Annotated in this window: 10 protein-coding genes; 7 read left to right on the top strand and 3 right to left on the bottom strand. The window is 71.5% G+C overall.

The window, feature by feature from the left end; genetic code table 11:
• Positions 1–5: 5 nt before the first annotated feature.
• Together FH610_RS03680 and pulA are read right to left on the bottom strand one after the other, a co-directional pair.
• The gene (locus tag FH610_RS03680) at positions 6–1,403 is read right to left on the bottom strand and encodes a sensor histidine kinase (RefSeq protein WP_139572853.1); all 1,398 of its coding nucleotides are present in this window, start codon (positions 1,401–1,403) and stop codon (positions 6–8) included.
• A gap of 147 nt (positions 1,404–1,550) precedes the next feature.
• Positions 1,551–7,310 carry a pullulanase-type alpha-1,6-glucosidase gene (gene pulA, locus FH610_RS03675; protein ID WP_139572852.1) on the bottom strand — a complete coding sequence of 1,920 codons (5,760 nt, stop codon included), beginning with the start codon at positions 7,308–7,310 and terminating at the stop codon, positions 1,551–1,553.
• Between the two features lie 121 nt (positions 7,311–7,431).
• Here pulA and FH610_RS03670 point away from each other — a divergent pair, with 121 nt between their 5' ends.
• The gene (locus tag FH610_RS03670; RefSeq protein ID WP_240808735.1) at positions 7,432–8,076 is read left to right on the top strand and encodes an ACT domain-containing protein; all 645 of its coding nucleotides are present in this window, start codon (positions 7,432–7,434) and stop codon (positions 8,074–8,076) included.
• A gap of 5 nt (positions 8,077–8,081) precedes the next feature.
• Here FH610_RS03670 and FH610_RS03665 read toward each other — a convergent pair whose 3' ends face one another.
• Complete coding sequence (locus FH610_RS03665) at positions 8,082–9,356, bottom strand: ABC transporter ATP-binding protein (RefSeq protein ID WP_139572851.1); 1,275 nt, start codon at positions 9,354–9,356, stop codon at positions 8,082–8,084.
• 314 nt (positions 9,357–9,670) lie between these two features.
• On the opposite strand from FH610_RS03665, the gene FH610_RS03660 reads away from it, so the two are divergent.
• From FH610_RS03660 to FH610_RS03635, 6 genes are all read left to right on the top strand, one after another.
• The gene (locus FH610_RS03660; RefSeq protein WP_139572850.1) at positions 9,671–10,966 is read left to right on the top strand and encodes an extracellular solute-binding protein; all 1,296 of its coding nucleotides are present in this window, start codon (positions 9,671–9,673) and stop codon (positions 10,964–10,966) included.
• A gap of 3 nt (positions 10,967–10,969) precedes the next feature.
• On the top strand, positions 10,970–11,932 hold the full coding sequence (locus FH610_RS03655) for a carbohydrate ABC transporter permease (protein WP_139572849.1): 963 nt from the start codon (positions 10,970–10,972) through the stop codon (positions 11,930–11,932).
• The gene (locus tag FH610_RS03650; protein WP_139572848.1) at positions 11,926–12,792 is read left to right on the top strand and encodes a sugar ABC transporter permease; all 867 of its coding nucleotides are present in this window, start codon (positions 11,926–11,928) and stop codon (positions 12,790–12,792) included. The genes FH610_RS03655 and FH610_RS03650 overlap by 7 nt, the downstream gene beginning before the upstream one ends.
• A gap of 26 nt (positions 12,793–12,818) precedes the next feature.
• Positions 12,819–14,432: a glycoside hydrolase family 13 protein gene (locus FH610_RS03645; protein ID WP_139572847.1), complete on the top strand. Its 1,614-nt coding sequence runs from the start codon at positions 12,819–12,821 to the stop codon at positions 14,430–14,432.
• 10 nt (positions 14,433–14,442) lie between these two features.
• Positions 14,443–15,465 carry a LacI family DNA-binding transcriptional regulator gene (locus tag FH610_RS03640; protein WP_205825535.1) on the top strand — a complete coding sequence of 341 codons (1,023 nt, stop codon included), beginning with the start codon at positions 14,443–14,445 and terminating at the stop codon, positions 15,463–15,465.
• A 203-nt stretch (positions 15,466–15,668) separates the two neighbouring features.
• The gene (locus tag FH610_RS03635) at positions 15,669–16,562 is read left to right on the top strand and encodes a carbohydrate kinase family protein (protein ID WP_139572845.1); all 894 of its coding nucleotides are present in this window, start codon (positions 15,669–15,671) and stop codon (positions 16,560–16,562) included.
• Positions 16,563–16,778: the final 216 nt, after the last annotated feature.

The raw sequence follows: 16,778 nt of genomic DNA, 5'->3' as shown, positions 1-16,778 counted from the left end.
GGTCCTTAACTTTGGGTGTCGCCGGACGGGTCGGCGCCATCGGGGGCGGGATCGTCCGGGGCCAGCGGCAGCGTGATCACGAAACGCACGCCGGGCTCGCCGTCCGTGACGTCCTCGACCCGGATGGAGCCGCCGTGGGCCTCCACCACCTCGCGGGCGATGGCCAGGCCGAGGCCCGTGCCGCCCCGGTCGCGGCTGCGCGCCGCGTCGGTGCGGTAGAACCGCTCGAAGATCCGCTCGCGGTCCGCCTCGGAGATCGGCCTGCCGTCGTTGCGCACGTAGAGGACGGCCGCGTCCTCGGTGCGCGTGACCCGCACGCAGACCACGGTCAGCGCGTGCCGCTCGGCGTTGTCGAGCAGGTTCGCCACCACCCGGGCGAGGTGGCGGCGCATGCCCCTGACCGTCACCCCCGGGGTGTTGTGGAGGTGGGTCGGCAGCCGTTCGGGCCGCCGCTCGACCTCGGCGACGACCAGGTGGGACAGGTCGACATCCTCCCGGGCGGTCTCGGGAACCGTGGGGATCCGCGCGAGCAGGAGCAGGTCGGCGACGATCGCCTCCAGGCGCTCGGTGTCGCGCAGCGCGGCGCAGACCGCCTCAATGGTGTCCTCGGGGTGCAGCCGAGCGCTCTCCAGCTGGGCCCGGATCCCGGCGATGGGGGTGAGCAGTTCGTGCGAGGCGTCGGCGGCGAACTGCCGCTGCCGCTGGATCGAGGTGTCCAGCCGGGACAGCGCGTCGTTGGCCGCCTGGGCCAGCCGGGAGAACTCGTCGTCGCCGGGCGGCTCGGGCACCCGGCCGCCGGGGTTCCTCTCGGTGATCTCGGCGAGCTCCGACCGGATCGCCTCCACCGGCCGCAGCGCGCGGCCCGTCACCTTGTAGGCCGTCCAGCCCGCGAGCGCGGCGAGCAGCAGGGCCGCCAGGAGCAGCGCCGGCAGCGTGAAGGACGTGTCGAGGATCGCCGGGGCAGCCCGGCCCGCGTAGACGAGGTCGGAGCCGGACCCCGGGGAGACCCGCAGCACCGTGATGTAGAGGCAGTCGCGACCGGCGGGCGAGCAGGCCGTCGTCTGGGTGACCTCGCGGTCGGGGGCCGGGCGTAACGGGCTCAGGCGGGGCACGTCCCTGGCCGCCGCGCTCTCGGCGACGACCCGGCCGTCCGGTCCCGACACCTCGATCAGGTCGATGTCGTTCCCGCCGGTCGGGATGGGGTTGCGCAGGCGCCCGTCGCGGATCTGCGCGGCGACGTGGGTGGCGGTGTCCAGGCTCCGGTCCCAGATGCGGTCCGCGACCATGTCGCGGACGAGTACGTGCACCACGATCGCGAGTGGGATCAGCAGGATCGCCGCTGTCCCGGTGGCGAGGAGTGCCAGCCGGGCTCGCAGTGACGGGGAGCGCCTGGGGAGGAGCATTACCCGAGGCTACTGATGGTCATCTTTAGGGAAACTCGCGACAGCGAAAAGCTCGTCCCAAAGTTGCCCAAAGTCTCTTAATGAGTGCAACCGGGCGCGGGGGTGCCCCGCGCCCGGCGCCACTCCTACGGCGTCCCCACGGCGCCCCTACGGCGTCTCGGTGAACACCGCCACCGTGCGGGCGGGCACGGTCAGCGTGCCGGTCGCCCCGTCCGCCGACGCCTGCCGGACCACGGGGTCGTCCGACGCCGCCTGCACGGGGTGCAGCGCGACCCGGGCGCCCTTCAGCGCGGGCACGGCGGGTGCGGCGGTCTTCCCGGTGGCGTTGAACACCACGTAGATCGCCTTGTTCGCGGCATCGACGCCGGTGGCGTCGATGCGCATGACGATCACACCGGGGGTGCCGGACGGCGGGAAGGAGACCCGCCTGCCGATCTCGGCGGCGGAGCCCAGCGAGAAGGCGGGGGAGGAGTAGCGGATCCGCAGCAACTCGCCGAACCTCGCCCTGGCCGCCCCGATCGCCGCGCAGTCGGGCCGCAGCGCGGGGTCGGCCAGCAGGGGCCGCGCGTAGGGCCAGCGCGCCTCGTTGTCCTTCGCGGGCGGCAGGCCGCCGCCGAAGCCGTTGCCCTGGCGGCAGTCCCACAGCAGGCGGTTGAACCAGTCGCCCGAGTCGTAGGAGTTGCGGTCGAGCGACTTCGACCGCAGCCGCTCGCTGCCGGCGTGGACGAACGCGGTGCCCTGGCCGAGCAGGACCGTCGCCAGCGACAGCGACTGCATCCTGACCCGGTCGGCCATCGGGGTGTCCGTGGGCAGCTTGAAGGCGAGCGCGTCGAACAGCGTCTCGTTGTCGTGGGCGTCGACGTAGGTCACCGTGTCGCCGGGCGCGGCGGCGTACCCGGCGGGGCTGCCGTTGTAGTCGACCTCCGAGCCCTTGACCGGCGCGCCGGACGACCCGGTGAACGTGAAGTCGCGCAGGTTGCCCGCGAGTCCGAGCTTGATCAGGTCCTCGTAGCGCGCGAGCCGGTCGTCCGGCCCGGAGTCGGCCAGCCCGGAGCCGAAGCCCCGGACGCCCGGGTCCACGTCGAACGGTGTGCCGCCGCGCACGGCGTCGCGCAGCCGGTCGCTGAAGGTGCCGATCCCGGTGCCCGCCATGCCGGCCTGGGTGGCCTGCTCGAACCGGGCGCCGTCGGCCACCTCGCCGAAGTTCCAGCCCTCGCCGTACAGGATGATCGACTTGCCGTCCACGCCGTCCTTCTCGGGCGTGAGCGCGTCGAGGGCCTTGCGCACGGCCAGGATGTTCGCCTTCGGGTGGTGGCCCATAAGGTCGAACCGGAAGCCGTCGACCTTGTACTCCTTCGCCCAGGTGACGATCGAGTCGACGACGAGCCGGCCCATCATCGCGTGCTCCGGGGCGGTGTTCGCGCAGCAGGTGGAGGTGGCCACCGTGCCGTCGTCCATGAGCCGGTGGTAGTAGCCGGGGACGACGCGGTCGAGCACGCTGGTGGGGTCCTGCCCGGCGGCGTGGGTGTGGTTGTAGACGACGTCCATGACCACTCGCAGGCCCGCGCCGTTGAGCCCCGCGACCATCTCGCGGAACTCCTTGATCCTCCGGTCCGGGTCGGTCGCGTACGAGCCCTCGGGCACGGTGTAGTGCAGCGGGTCGTAGCCCCAGTTGAACGAGTCCTTCGCGGCCGTCTCCGCGACGCACGCCTGCTGCCGGTCGGAGTCCGGCGGCAGCGCGGCCAGGTCGCAGCCGGGCTCGGTGCGGTCGGCCCTCCGGTCGGGCACGGTGGCGAAGTCGAAGGCCGGCAGCAGGTGGACGTGGGTCAGCCCGTCCTTCGCCAGGCTCCGCAGCTCGGTCATCCCGGCGCTGCCGGTCTCGGTGAACGCCTTGTAGGTGCCGCGCTCGGCGGCCGGCACGGTGGTGTCGGAGGCCGAGAAGTCGCGCACGTGCAGCTCGTAGATCGACGCCCGGTCCTGGCGCACCGCCGGGGGTTTCCTCAGCGCCGTCCACCCCTCGGGACGCAGCGACCGGTCGTCCAGGTCGACCAACCGGCTGCGCCCCGAGCCCGCCGAGACCGACAGGCTGTAGGGGTCGGTCACCTCGTTGGTCACGATCTTCCCGGCCGCCGGGGCGTAGACGGTGACGAGGTAGGTGTAGTACCTGTCCCGCCACGACGCCGGGCCGTCGAGCGACCACACGCCCGTCGCGTCGTGCCTGCGCATCCGGTGGACCGTCCTGCGATCGGTGGACGGGCCGTCGTAGAGGGCCAGCTCGACCTTCTGGGCGGTCGGCGCCCACACCGCGAGGCCGCCGCGGCCGGTGGGGCCGAGCGGGACCTCGGCGGCCCCGGCGTACAGGTCGTCGAGCACGCCGGGGATCTGCACGCCCGTGGCGGTCAGCAGCGCGCCCGAGGGCCCGCGCTCGATCGCCACGACCTGGCCGCGCAGTGCGTCGCGCACGAGGTCGGCGTCGCGCGGGTCCACCTTCAGCGCGCCGTACGCCGCCAGATGCGGCCACGCGGCCTTCTGGGCGTCGGTGAGCGTGCTGGGCTCATCGGAAGCACGGGGCGCCAGCCGGATGAGATGGACGTCCCCGGTCAGGTCGCCCTTGTCGTACGCGATGTCGCCCTTGGGGGAGTAGGCCAGCGCGTAGTGGTTCGCCGCGGCGACCTCGCCCTTCCAGGCGACCGTGTCGCGGTCGATCCACTGGGCCGTGGCCTTGGACAGGTCGGCGTCCGCCCCGGTGGCCGCGGGCTGCGGCAGCAGGTATCCGTCCACACCTGACAGTTTCCACACCTCGTGGCCGGTCACGCCGAGGTCCAGCGACTGGTCGGCCTGCTGGTCCTTCTGATCGCCCTTGTGGATGATCCACCCCAGCGTCTTCGCGCCCTGTGCGAGCGGCACCTCGAAGTACACGCCGAATGCGTCGGTCCCGGCCGGCTTGAGCGGGTCGCCCCACTCGACCGAGCCGGACGCGTCGCCCCAGAAGTGCAGGCCCCAGCCGCCGTAGTCGCCGTCCGCCCGGTGGTAGTGCAGCACCGCGACGTTCCGCGCCGCCGCCGCGCTGCCGTGGATCGCCGTCCCGCCCGAGTTCACGTACGCCTCTGCCTGCCTGGCGGGCACGAACGACTGGTCGGGCCCGGGGTCCTTCGTGTCGCCCTTGTGGATGATGTAGTTCAGCGGCGCGTCGGCGTTCTTCAACGGCACCCGCCAGAAGGCCCCGAACGCGTCGGTCCCGTCCGGCGGCCGCGGGGAGCCCCACTCGGTGCCCGCGCCGTCGGCGAGCGCGTCACCCCACAGGTGCAGGCCCCAGCCGTCGTACGCGCCGTCGGGGCGGCGGTAGTGGACCGTGGCGTACCCTTCGGCGGCGGCCCGGGAGGCGTAGACGTCCGGCCTGCCCTCGACGAGCCACACCTCGCCCGTGCGCGCCGGGCTGACCATCCGGTCGCCCTGGTCCTTGGTGTCACCCCTGTGAGTGATCAGGCCGACCTCGGTGGCCCCTGGCTTGAGCTTCAGCCAGGCGAAGCGGCCGAACGCGTCCTCGCCCTCGAAGGCGACCGGCGAGCCCCACTCGACCGTCTGGTCGATGTCGCCCCAGGCGTGCAGACCCCAGCCGTCGTAGTCGCCGCCGTCGCGCCTGTAGTGGACCACCAGGTGGTCGCGCTTGACCGCGCCCGGCTCCTCTTCCGCGGGCTGCGGCCCGGCCGTCGCGGTCGCCGTGGCGCCCGCGTAGCGGCCCGCCGCGTCCTTGACGACGGCCTTGTACGTGAGCGGGGTGCCCTCGGGCACGCCGGTGAGGTCGTGGAAGACGCGGAAGGTGTGGCCGTTGGGGGCGTCGTCGGTGCCGAGCACCCGCCACGGCGCGTCCCCGGCCTTGACGGCGAAGGTGACCTGCGCGAACCCGTCGCCGGGCACCTCGGCGGAGATCGCCACCCGGCCGTCGCCGGCCGTGCCGCGCAGCGTCTCGGCGGGCAGCGTGAGAGAGATCTCCGGCGCCCCGGCCGGGGCGGCCAGGGGCTTGTCCGCACGGTAGACGACGGCCGACAGCGGCGGCACGGTCACGGGCAGCTTCCCGTCGGCCGCGCCGGTGAGCCTGCCCGTCCCGCCGTAGACCTGGGTGAAGGACGTGCCGGGGGAGTACGTCGGGATCTGGACGGCTTCGGCGGCCGCGCCGTTGTTGAGCGCCACGACGAACTCGACCCGCTCCTTGGCGGCGATCCGGGAGAACGCGAACACGTTCCCGCTCGCCAGCCGCACGGTCTGGGCGCCGTTCGCCAGCGCGGGATAGCGGTCGCGCAGCCGGGCCAGTTCGGCGATCGAGGTGTAGAGGGGATGGGTGGTGACGAAGTTGGCGGTCGCGTGGGTGGCGGTGGTGCCGATGAGATCGTCGTCGAGATAGTCGGCCGTCTTCGAGGCGAACATGGGCTGCCGGGCGTCCTTGTCGCCCCCGCCGCCGGTGAAGCCCTGCTCGTCGCCGTAGTACACGACCGGCTGGCCGCGGGTCAGGTACATGAGCTGGTGGGCCAGGCGGTCGCGGGCGAGCAACGTGGCGTCGCCGGCCGAGGGGTCGTCCTGCTTGAGGAAGTACCCGATCCGGCCCATGTCGTGGTTGCCGAGGAACGTCGGCAGGGACGAGGCGTTGGAGTCGGCGTCGGTGAAGTAGTCGTCCGCGGCGTACAACCTGCCGAGGCTCGCGGCGTCGCCACCGCTCGCGTACGAGCGCGCCGCCTCCTGGAAGCCGAAGTCCAGCGTGGCGTCGAGCGTGCCGGTGGTGGTGTAGCGGCTCTCGAACGCGGGGTCGGAGCTGTAGACCTCGCCGAACATGAAGAACCTGTCGTTGCCGAGCTTGGCGGCGTAACCGTGCAGGGCGGGCGCGAAGCGCTGCCAGAACTCCATGTCGACGTGCTTGGCGGTGTCGATGCGGAAGCCGTCGACGCCGGTCTCCTTGACCCACGTCTTGTAGATGTCGGTCATGCCCTTCACGACCTCGGGCCGCTCGGTCCACAGGTCGTCGAGGCCGGAGAAGTCGCCGTACTCGGAGCTCTCCCCCGAGAAGGTCGAGTCGCCCCGGTTGTGGTACATGGTCGGGTCGTTCAGCCAGGACGGCACCTTCGACCTGGCCGTCACCACCGGCGTGTACGGGAACGACTCGGCGGTGACCTTCGGGAAGTCGTCGCGCAGGGCGTAGTCGCGGTCGTCGAAGGCCCGGCCGGAGGCGTCCACGTAGGGGTAGGCCGCCTTGCCGCGATAGCCGTACGTCTTCTCCGCGTAGTCGATGAGATCGGCGGTGTGGTTGGTGATGATGTCGAAGAACACCTTCATGCCGCGCTTGTGCGCCTCCTTGACGAGGCTCCTCATCTGCGCGTTGGTGCCGAGGTGCGGATCGATCCTGGTGAAGTCGGTGATCCAGTAGCCGTGGTAGCCGGCACTGGCGTTCGCCCCCGTGCCCTGCACGGGCCGGTTCTCGAACGACGGCGTGAGCCAGATGGCCGTGCTGCCCAGGCCCTTGATGTAGTCGAGCTTCCCCATCAGGCCCGTGAGGTCGCCGCCCTGGTAGAAGCCCTTGTCGGTGGGGTCGAAGCCGGTCGTCAGCCGGTCGCCGGACAGCCCGCCCCGGTCGTTGGAGGGGTCGCCGTCGGCGAACCGGTCGGTCATCGCGAAGTACAGTCGCTCGCGGGACAGGTCCGCGCGGAGGGCGTCGCGGGCGAGTTCCGCGTCGGACGGCGCGCCGGTCGCGGCGGTCACGGCGGTCGTGGCGGTGCCCGCCGTGACCGTGCCCGTGGCGACGGAGGCCGACGCCGCCGGGGCAGGCGGCAGGGGGAAGGCGATGAGCGCGGCGGCGAGCGCAGTGACGGTGGACAGCGCTGTGGGCACGCGCGTACGCCGGTGCTGGGGGGTCACCATGGGCCGGAAGCTACTGTCGGACCCCGGGCCATGCAAGGCTTTGCTGCAAGTTCCAGAAACATTGCAGCCATTCCGTGACCCACCGGCGTAACAGCCGCGAAACGTGTGTCCGACACTGTTGGTGTCGCACGAGAAGGAGGTGGTGGGGATGCTGCTGCGGCTGCGGGTCTCGCTCCCTGACCGGCCCGGGGTGCTCGGCCAGGTGGCGCGCGCGTTCGGGGTGATGGGCGCGGACATCCTGCAGGTCACCGTGCTGGAGCGGCAGGCGGGCCGCGCGGTCGACGACTTCACCGTCTCCTGGTCGGGCGTCTTCGAGCCCGGCGAGCTGCGCGAGCGGATCGGCGTGGTCCCCGGCACGCGGGTGGAGGCCGTGTGGCCGACCCGGGAGGTGCCCGGCTCGACTCCCGACTACGACCTGCTCGGCCACGTCGCCGCGGACCCCGACCGGGCGTACGTCACCCTCGTCGACGCGGTGCCCGACCTGGTCAGCGCCGAGTGGGCGGTGGGGGTCGACTCGGCCGACGGCACGATCGTCCACGGAAGCTGGCAGGCCCCCGAGAAGGTGCCCGCGGCCGACCTCACCCCGCTGCGCGCCTCGGCGTTCGAGGAGGGCGGGCTGCACCTGGCGAGCGTGCCGATGGACGGCATCCACCTGGTGGTGGCGCGTTCCCAGGGACCGGCGTTCCACCGGGCCGAGCTGGACAAGATCGCCCGCCTGGTGGGGATCGTCTCCGTGCTGGCCGGCGGCGTCAGCCGTACTGCCTGACGGTCCTACCGGCGCGGCGGGTCGATGCGGGTGCCGTCCATCGTGAACAGCATGAGCCGGGAGACGTCGACGGCGACCCGGCCGGCGTCGCCCGCGCGCCATACGGGCCGGTTGCCGAGCCTGACGATCAGGTCCGCGCGGCGGTGCGTGCCCGACTGCGAGAGCGGCGGCGGCTGCTCCTCCTCCTCCGCGGGGGCCGAGCCGTTCAGCAGGCGGCGCATCATCGACCGCGCCCTGCCGCCGCCTCCCGCGCCGTTCAGCTGGCGGCGGTCCGGCGGTTCCGGCACGTTGACGGCCGGGATCCCGGCCTCCAGGTAGGCGAGCCACTCGTGGCCGTGATACTCCAGCGTCCTGACCCGGCCGAAGAACGTCGGGCCCTCCGTCCGCTCCGGCACCGGCACCAGCCCGTCCGGCCGGATACCCACGATGATCTGCATGCCGGTGTGCTGCGACACCGCATACGCCCGTGGATCGGTCCAGGGCATCGTGATCTGATGAGGGCCGAAGTCGAGCATGATGAACTGGTTCTGCGGGGTGCGCACGGTCGCCGCGAGCAGGTTGAGCTGCTGGGAGTTGAGGAACGCGGCGGTGAACGCGGTCGCGGGGTCGTTGTAGACCTGCGCCGGGGTGCCGATGTCCTGCAGCACGCCCCGGTTCATGATGGCGATGCGGTCGGCCAGGGTGAGGGCCTCGACCTGGTCGTGCGTCACGTAGATGGTGGTGACCCCGAGGGCGCGCACCAGCGACGAGATCTCCATGCGCAGCTCGGTGCGCATGCCGGCGTCCAGGTTGGACAGCGGCTCGTCCATCAGGAACAGGGAGGGCTGGCGCACGATCGCGCGGCCCATCGCGACGCGCTGGCGCTGGCCGCCGGACAGCGTGCCCGGCCGCCGGTCGAGCGTCTCGTCGATGTGCAGCGCGCGCGACAGCTCGACGACCCGCTGCTTGACCATCGTGGGGTCCGCCTTGGCGATCTCCAGCGGGAACGACAGGTTGCCGCGCACCGTCCGGTGGGGATACAGGGCGCCGTTCTGGAAGACCATCGCGACGTCCCGGTCCCGGGGCGCGAGGTGGTTGGCGAGCTGCCCGCCCAGCCACAGGTCGCCGGAGGTGATCTCCTCCAGTCCCGCGATCATGCGCAGCAGTGTGGACTTCCCGCAGCCCGACGGCCCGAGCAGGACGAGGAGCTCACCCTCGTCCGCGCGCAGGTTCATGCGGTCGACCGCGAGGTACCCCCCCGGGTAAATCTTCGTCACGTTGTCGAGGACGACGGTGCTCATGCGCGCTCGTTCCTCCCGGGCAGGCACGCCCGGATCCCCAGCCTTCGGTGTGAATGATGAGGTAGTACATCGCGTCGCGGGCACTCGTGTCCATACGTGTCGTGAAAGATCCGGCATCTACGTGCAACTTCTCGTTACTCCTAACTTTCCCCTTACTAAAGACGGCTGTCAGGGTCGCGCCGTGACCTCCCCCGTGCCCCTCTGCGAGGCGTCAAATGTAACGAAATTGCTGAAAGTTTCTGTAAGGACTTTCATCCCCTTCGCACCCCTGTTACGTTCCGCTCAAATCCCCCTGAGCAAGGAGTGCGACGCAGATGAGGCGAGTCCTCACGTCCGCGGCGGTGGCCGCGGCGCTCGCTTTGGCGGTCACCGCCTGTGGCGACGGTTCCGGCGACGCCGGATCGGCCCCGGCCAAGAGCGCCGCCCCCGCCGAGGTGACCGGCACGGTCACCTGGTGGGACACCTCGGACGCCACGACCGAGGGCCCGGTCTTCCAGGAGATCATCAAGGACTTCGAGGCCAAGTACCCGAAGATCAAGGTCAACTACGTCAACGTGCCGTTCGCGAACGCGCGCGACAAGTTCAAGACCGCCGCGCAGTCCGGGTCGGGCGCGCCCGACGTGCTGCGCACCGACGTGGGGTGGGTCGCGGAGTTCGCCTCGCTCGGCTACCTCGCGCCGCTCGACGGCACCCCCGCGGTCGACAAGCCCGAGGAGTTCCTGCCCGTCCCGTCCGCCAGCGGCAAGTACAACGGCAAGACGTACGGCGTGCCGCAGGTGACGGACACCCTCGGCCTCCTGTACAACAAGGAACTACTGAAGAAGGCGGGCTACGACGAGCCTCCGGCGACGATGGCCGACCTCAAGAAGGCGGCGCTCGACGTCAAGTCGAAGACCGGAGCGGGCGGACTCGCCCTGAACGTGGACGCCTACTTCCTGCTTCCGTTCATCTACGGCGAGGGCGGCGACTTCGTCGACGTCCAGAACAAGAAGATCACGATCTCGTCCCCGCAGAGCGTGGCGGGGGTGAAGGTCGTCGAGGACCTGATCACGTCGGGCGCCGCGGTCAAGCCGGCGCTGCAGGACAGCTACACGAACGCCGAGACCGCGTTCAAGGACGGCAAGGTCGCGATGATCTTCAATGGTCCGTGGTCGAACGCCGACAACCTCGGTGGCAAGGTGTTCAAGGACAACCCGGACAACTTCGGCGTCGCCCCGGTCCCGGCCGGCTCGGCGAAGGCGGGCTCGCCCCTGGGCGGCCACGACTACACCGTCTACGCCGGTTCCAAGAACCTCGACGCGTCGTACCTGTTCGTCCAGTTCATGGACAGCGCGGAGAGCCAGGCCAAGATCGCCGGCAAGCTCGGCCTGCTGCCGACCCGCCAGCCCGCCTACAGCGCCCCCGAGGCCACGGCCAACCCGAAGATCGCCCAGTGGCAGAAGCCGATGGAGACGGCCGTCGAGCGTCCCTGGATCCCCGAGGCCGCCTCGCTGTTCCAGCCGCTGGTCGACGGCTACCAGAAGCTCGCCGGCGGGCAGACGACCACCGAGCCCATGCTCAAGGACGTCGCCACCGCATACCAGGGCATCCTCAAGGGCTGGAGCCTGTAGGACATGACGGCTGACGTCGTCGCGACGAGAAGGGCCGCGCCCCGTTCCGGGGCGCGGCGCCTCCTGTCGCGTCACTGGTACGCCTGGGCGATGACCGCGCCGGTCGTCATCGTGATGCTGGTGCTGGTCGGCTACCCCCTCGTGCGGGGCGTGTACCTGTCGCTCACCGACGCGACCGAGGGCAACATGGGCCGCACGATCGGGATGAACGTCATCCCGTCCACCTACGAGTTCGTGGGCCTGAAGAACTACGCCGACATCCTCACGTCCTCGGAGTTCCTCGGACGGCTGGCCTGGACGGTCGTGTGGACGGTCGTGTGCGTCGCCCTGCACGTGGGCATCGGCCTCGGCCTGGCGATGCTGCTGAACCGGCCCATGCGGCTGAGGTCGCTCTACCGGATTCTGCTCGTGCTGCCCTGGGCCGTGCCGGCCTTCGTGTCCGCCTTCATCTGGCGCTACCTGCTGAACGGCGAGTTCGGCGTGGTCAACGCCATGCTGCGGGCCGCCGGGTTCGCCGGGATCGCCTGGCTGGACGACCCGTTCTGGGCCAAGGTCTCGGTGATCGCCTGCAACGTGTGGCTGGGCGTGCCGTTCATGATGCTCGCGCTGCTCGGCGGCCTGCAGGCCATCCCGCGCGAGCTGCACGAGGCCGCCGAGGTGGACGGCGCCACGCCGTGGCAGCGCTTCCGCCACATCACGCTGCCGGGCCTGCGCCCGGTGTCGAACACGGTCGTCCTGCTCGGCACGATCTGGACGTTCAACCAGTTCCCGGTCATCTTCCTGCTGACCAAGGGAGGACCGGGCGGAGCCACGGAGATCCTCGTGACGTACGCCTACCGCCAGGCGTTCGAGGGCATCAGGAACTACTCGGGCTCCGCCGCCTGGGGCATGGTGATCCTCGCGCTGCTCGTCGTGATGGCCACGGTCTACCGGCGCGCGCTCAGGCAGCAGGGGGAGGCATGGTGAGCCGGGCCGCTCCCGCCGGCGCGTGGAGCCGCGACAGGCGCAGCCCCGGCAAGTCGATCGCCCTGCACCTCACGCTGATCGCGGCGAGCATCGTGTCGGTGTTCCCGGTCGCGTGGCTGGTGCTGACCTCGCTCAAGCCGCGGACGGTCATCGAGACCGCCTCGGTGGCGCCGATCGACCACCCCACGCTCGCCAACTACACCCAGGTCCTGGGGGAGACCCGGTTCCTGACGTGGGCCGCCAACTCCGTCGTCGTCTCGCTCATCACGGCCGTGCTCGGCGTGCTGCTGTCGGCGACCACCGGCTACGCGGTCAGCCGCTTCCGCTTCCCGGGCTTCCGCACGGTGATGTGGATGCTGCTGATCACGCAAATGTTCCCCGTGGCGATCCTGATCGTGCCGATCTACAACCTGATGGCCGGGCTCGGACTGATCAACCAGTTCCCGTCCCTCGTCATCGCCTACCTCACCTCCACCGTGCCGTTCTGCGCGTGGATGATGAAGGGCTACTTCGACACCGTCCCCGTGACGATCGACGAGGCGGGCCGGGTGGACGGCCTGTCCCCCTTCGGCACGTTCTGGCGGCTCATCCTGCCGCTGGCCAAGCCCGGCCTGGCCGTGGCCGCGTTCTACTCGTTCATCACCGCCTGGGCGGAGGTCGCGTACGCGACCGCGTTCATGACAGGCGACGACAAGTACACGCTCGCGGTCGGCCTGAGCCAGTTCGTCGGCCAGCACAAGGCGGAGTGGGGCCTGCTGACGGCCTCGTCGGTGCTGATCGCCATCCCGGCGGCCGTCGTCTTCCTGCTCGTCCAGCGCCACCTCGTCACCGGCCTGACGGCCGGCGCGACGAAGGCGTGACCCTATATGAGAATCGGGGGATCCCAATGACCGAACTCGCCGTCCAGCCGTCCGCGGTCGCGACCCGGTGGTGGCGCGACGCGGTGATCTACCAGGTGTACGTCCGCAGCTTCGCGGACGGCAACGGCGACGGGATCGGCGACCTGCTCGGCGTGCGCAGCCGCCTGCGGTATCTGTCCGACCTCGGCGTGGACGCGATCTGGCTGACGCCGTTCTACCCCTCGCCGATGGCCGACTTCGGATACGACGTGGCCGACTACCGCGACGTCGATCCGCTCTTCGGCTCGCTGGCGGACGCTCAGGCGCTGATCGCGGACGCCCACCGGCTGGGCCTGCGGATCATCGTGGACGTGGTGCCCAACCACACCTCCCACCGCCACCCCTGGTTCGAGGCGGCGCTGCTGGCCGGGCCGGGCAGCCCCGAGCGGGAGCGCTACATCTTCCGCGAGGGCAAGGGCGCGGCGGGCGAGCTGCCGCCCAACGACTGGGAGTCGATCTTCGGCGGGCCCGCCTGGACCCGGGTCGAGGACGGCCAGTGGTACCTGCACCTGTTCGCCCCCGAGCAGCCGGACCTCAACTGGGAGCACCCGGAGGTGCACGAGGAGTTCGCCGACGTGCTGCGGTTCTGGCTCGACCTCGGCGTGGACGGCTTCCGGATCGACGTGGCGCACGGCATGGTCAAGGCGCCGGGCCTGCCCGATGTGGGAGCCCGGGGCCAGGCCGAGATGATCGGCGCGCAGGTCGTGCCGTTCTTCGACCAGGACGGCGTGCACGAGATCCACCGGGCCTGGCGCCGCATCCTCGACTCCTACGAGGGCGAGCGGATCGGGGTGGCCGAGGCGTGGGCGCCCTCGCCCGAGCGGCTGGCCAACTACGTCCGCCCCGACGAGCTGCACCAGGCGTTCAACTTCCACTTTCTCAAGACGCCCTGGGACGCGGCGCGCTTCCGGGAGGTCATCGACGAGTCGGTGCGCACGTCGGCGCTGGTGGACGCGCCCCCGACCTGGGTGCTGTCCAACCACGACGTCAAGCGGCACGTCACCCGCTATGGCGGCGGCGAGCGCGGCCTGCGCAGGGCGCGGGCGGCGGCGCTGCTCATGCTGGCACTGCCCGGCTCGGCCTACGTCTACCAGGGCGAGGAGCTGGGGCTGCCCGAGGTGCTCGACCTGCCCGAGCAGTACCTGCAGGACCCGCAGCGGCTGCGCGACCCCGACAGCGGGCGCGACGGCTGCCGGGTGCCGCTCCCGTGGACCGCCGCGGGCGAGCCGCCGTACGGCTTCACCCCGCCGGGGATCTACGAGAGCTGGCTGCCGATGCCGGCCGGCTGGCGCGACCTGTCGGTGGAGGCGCAGCTGCGGGACGGCGCGTCGATGCTCAGCCTCTACCGGGCCGCTCTCACCCTCAGGCGGGAGCACCCGGAGCTGGGCGACGGCACGCTGACCTGGATCGACAGCCCGGCCGGCACGCTGGCGTTCCGGCGCGGCGACTCGTTCGTCTGCGTGCTCAACATGACGCCGGAGTGGGTGGAGATCGAGGCGCCGGGCGACCTGCTGCTGGCCAGCGGCGGGCCGGAGACGTCCGGCGGGGTGGTCCGGCTCGCGCCCGACTCCGCCACCTGGTGGACCGGGAACAATGTCTAAAGTAATGCTCATGAACAACACACGGCTCGCCGACATCGCCGCCCAGGCCGGAGTCAGCGAGGCGACGGTGAGCCGTGTGCTCAACGGCAAGGCGGGGGTCTCCCCGGCCACCCGCCAGGCCGTGCTCACCGCCCTCGACCTGATGGGCTACGAGCGGCCCCAGCGGCTGCGCCAGCGCAGCAACGGCCTGATCGGCCTGGTGATCCCGGAGCTCGGCAACCCGATCTTCCCGGCGTTCGCGCAGGCGATGGAGAAGTCGCTGATCCAGCACGGCTACACGCCGATCCTGTGCACGCAGGAGCCCGGCGGTGCCCCCGAGGACGAGTTCACCGAGATGCTCCTCGACCGGGGCGTGTCCGGCATCGTCTTCGTCTCCGGCCTGCACGCCGACACCACCGCGCGGATGGACCGCTACACCCGGCTCACCGACCGGGGGCTGCCGATCGTGCTCGTCGACGGCTACAACGAGGCCATCCCGGTGCCGTTCATCTCGCCCGACGACCGGCTCGCCGCGCGCCTGGCCGTGCAGCATCTGGTGGACCTCGGGCACGAGCGCATCGGCCTCGCGCTGGGGCAGCGGCGCTTCGTCCCGGTCATCCGCAAGATCGAGGGCTTCCGCCAGGCGATGACGCAGCTGCTCGGCCGGGCCGACGTCGACGACCTCATCCAGCACTCGCTGTTCTCCGTCGAGGGCGGGCAGGCCGCCGCCTCGGCGCTGCTCGACCGCGGCTGCACCGGGATCTTCTGCGCGAGCGACCTCATGGCGCTCGGCGCGATCCGCGCCGCCCGCGAGCGCGGGCTGTCGGTGCCCGGGGACGTGTCGGTCGTCGGGTTCGACGACTCGCCGCTGATGGCGTTCACCGACCCGCCGCTGACGACCGTGCGCAAGCCGATCGGCGCGATGGCGGCCGCCGCCGTCGAGACCCTGCTCGAGGAGATCGGCGGCACTCCCGCCAAGCACGTCGAGCTGGTCTACCAGCCCGAGCTCGTGGTGCGCGGCTCCACCAGCTCGGGCCCGCTGGTCAACCGCTGAGCCTTGCCGCTGCCGCCTGACCCCGGCCGCTGCCGCCACCGGTCCCGGCCGCCCGTGCGGCGTGAAGCGCCCGGCGCGGGTCCGCTGTACCCGCAGGCCGGTCCCGGCATGCCCGCCCCGGCCTGATCGCCTTTCACCCCCGTTCCGGCGACCGTGCGAGATCACCGCGCCGGACCCTCATGACGTCCTCAGGAGCGTTGCGAATGACCGATCACCCCTTCGACGTCCTGGTCGTCGGCGGCGCCGGTGTCGACACGACCGTCTACGTGCCCGAACTGCCCCTGCCGTACGCCGACACCTACGCCGTGCCGCCCGTCGTGGACCGGATCGGCAACACCGGCGCGGGAGTAGCGCTCGGCTGCCACGCCCTCGGCCTGCGCGTGAAGTTCGTCGACCTCATCGGCGACGACCCGCAGGGCGCGCTGATCCGCGACCACCTCGCCGCCCGCGGCGTGGACTTCGCCCACGCCCCGTCCGAGGCGGGCACCCGCCGCAGCGTCCTGCTCGTGGGCCCAGACGGCAGGCGCCTCTCGCTCTTCGACCCCCGGGCCGTCCCCGGCCAGCGGATGCCCCGCGACCTTTACCTGCCGGCCCTCCGATCGGCCCGGCACGTCCACGTCTCGATCGTGGACTTCGCCCGGCACGTGTACGCCGACATCCCGGACGGCACGACGGTCTCGACCGACCTGCACGACTGGGACGGCGAGAACCCGCACCACGAGGACTTCGCCTACTCCTCCGACGTGGTCTTCCTGTCCGCGACCAAGCTCGGCGGGCGGCGCGAGGAGGTCATGCGGGCGATCGCGGAGCGGGGCCGCGCGTCGGTGGTCGTGTGCACGGACGGGGCCGAGGGCTGCCACGTGCTGGCCGAAGGGAAGGTCCGCGGCTTCCCGGCCGAGCCGCTGCCGGGCCCGGTGGCCGACAGCAACGGCGCCGGCGACGCGTTCGTGTCGGGCTTCCTGTACGGCCGCCTGGCCGACCGGCCCCTGGAGGAGTGCGTACGGCTGGGCGCGGTGGCCGGGGCGCACGCGTGCACCTCGGAGGGCACGCACGAGGACCCGATCGGCCTGGACGCCCTGCTGGGCCCGGTGTCGTGAGACTGGGTGCTGTGTCGTGAGACTGGGTGCTGTGTCGTGAGACGACGCCGGGCCCGCCACCGCAGGTGAGCGGTCGCGGGCCCGGCACCCATGGACGTGCCCGGGTCGCGGGCGCGAGCATGGCCACCGGCTCCGCCGAGGGAGGAAGGACGGGCCGGCGAGCTGGGGAAACTCAGCGAGCGCTCAGGGGCGCAGCGCGAGGGGAGCGCTAATGGA

The organism is Microbispora catharanthi (genome assembly GCF_006334915.2).
Lineage (GTDB): Bacteria > Actinomycetota > Actinomycetes > Streptosporangiales > Streptosporangiaceae > Microbispora > Microbispora catharanthi.
Note: the sequence above shows the minus strand (reverse complement) of the source record. Positions and strands in the feature narration are given on the sequence as shown.

Coding starts and splice junctions, on each gene's coding strand:
- FH610_RS03650 (WP_139572848.1), top strand. CDS start 11,926: ATGGTGAGCCGGGCCGCTCCCGCCGGCGCGTGGAGCCGCGACAGGCGC.
- FH610_RS03655 (WP_139572849.1), top strand. CDS start 10,970: ATGACGGCTGACGTCGTCGCGACGAGAAGGGCCGCGCCCCGTTCCGGG.
- FH610_RS03645 (WP_139572847.1), top strand. CDS start 12,819: ATGACCGAACTCGCCGTCCAGCCGTCCGCGGTCGCGACCCGGTGGTGG.
- FH610_RS03640 (WP_205825535.1), top strand. CDS start 14,443: ATGAACAACACACGGCTCGCCGACATCGCCGCCCAGGCCGGAGTCAGC.
- FH610_RS03680 (WP_139572853.1), bottom strand. CDS start 1,403: ATGCTCCTCCCCAGGCGCTCCCCGTCACTGCGAGCCCGGCTGGCACTC.
- FH610_RS03665 (WP_139572851.1), bottom strand. CDS start 9,356: ATGAGCACCGTCGTCCTCGACAACGTGACGAAGATTTACCCGGGGGGG.
- FH610_RS03635 (WP_139572845.1), top strand. CDS start 15,669: ATGACCGATCACCCCTTCGACGTCCTGGTCGTCGGCGGCGCCGGTGTC.
- pulA (WP_139572852.1), bottom strand. CDS start 7,310: ATGGTGACCCCCCAGCACCGGCGTACGCGCGTGCCCACAGCGCTGTCC.
- FH610_RS03660 (WP_139572850.1), top strand. CDS start 9,671: ATGAGGCGAGTCCTCACGTCCGCGGCGGTGGCCGCGGCGCTCGCTTTG.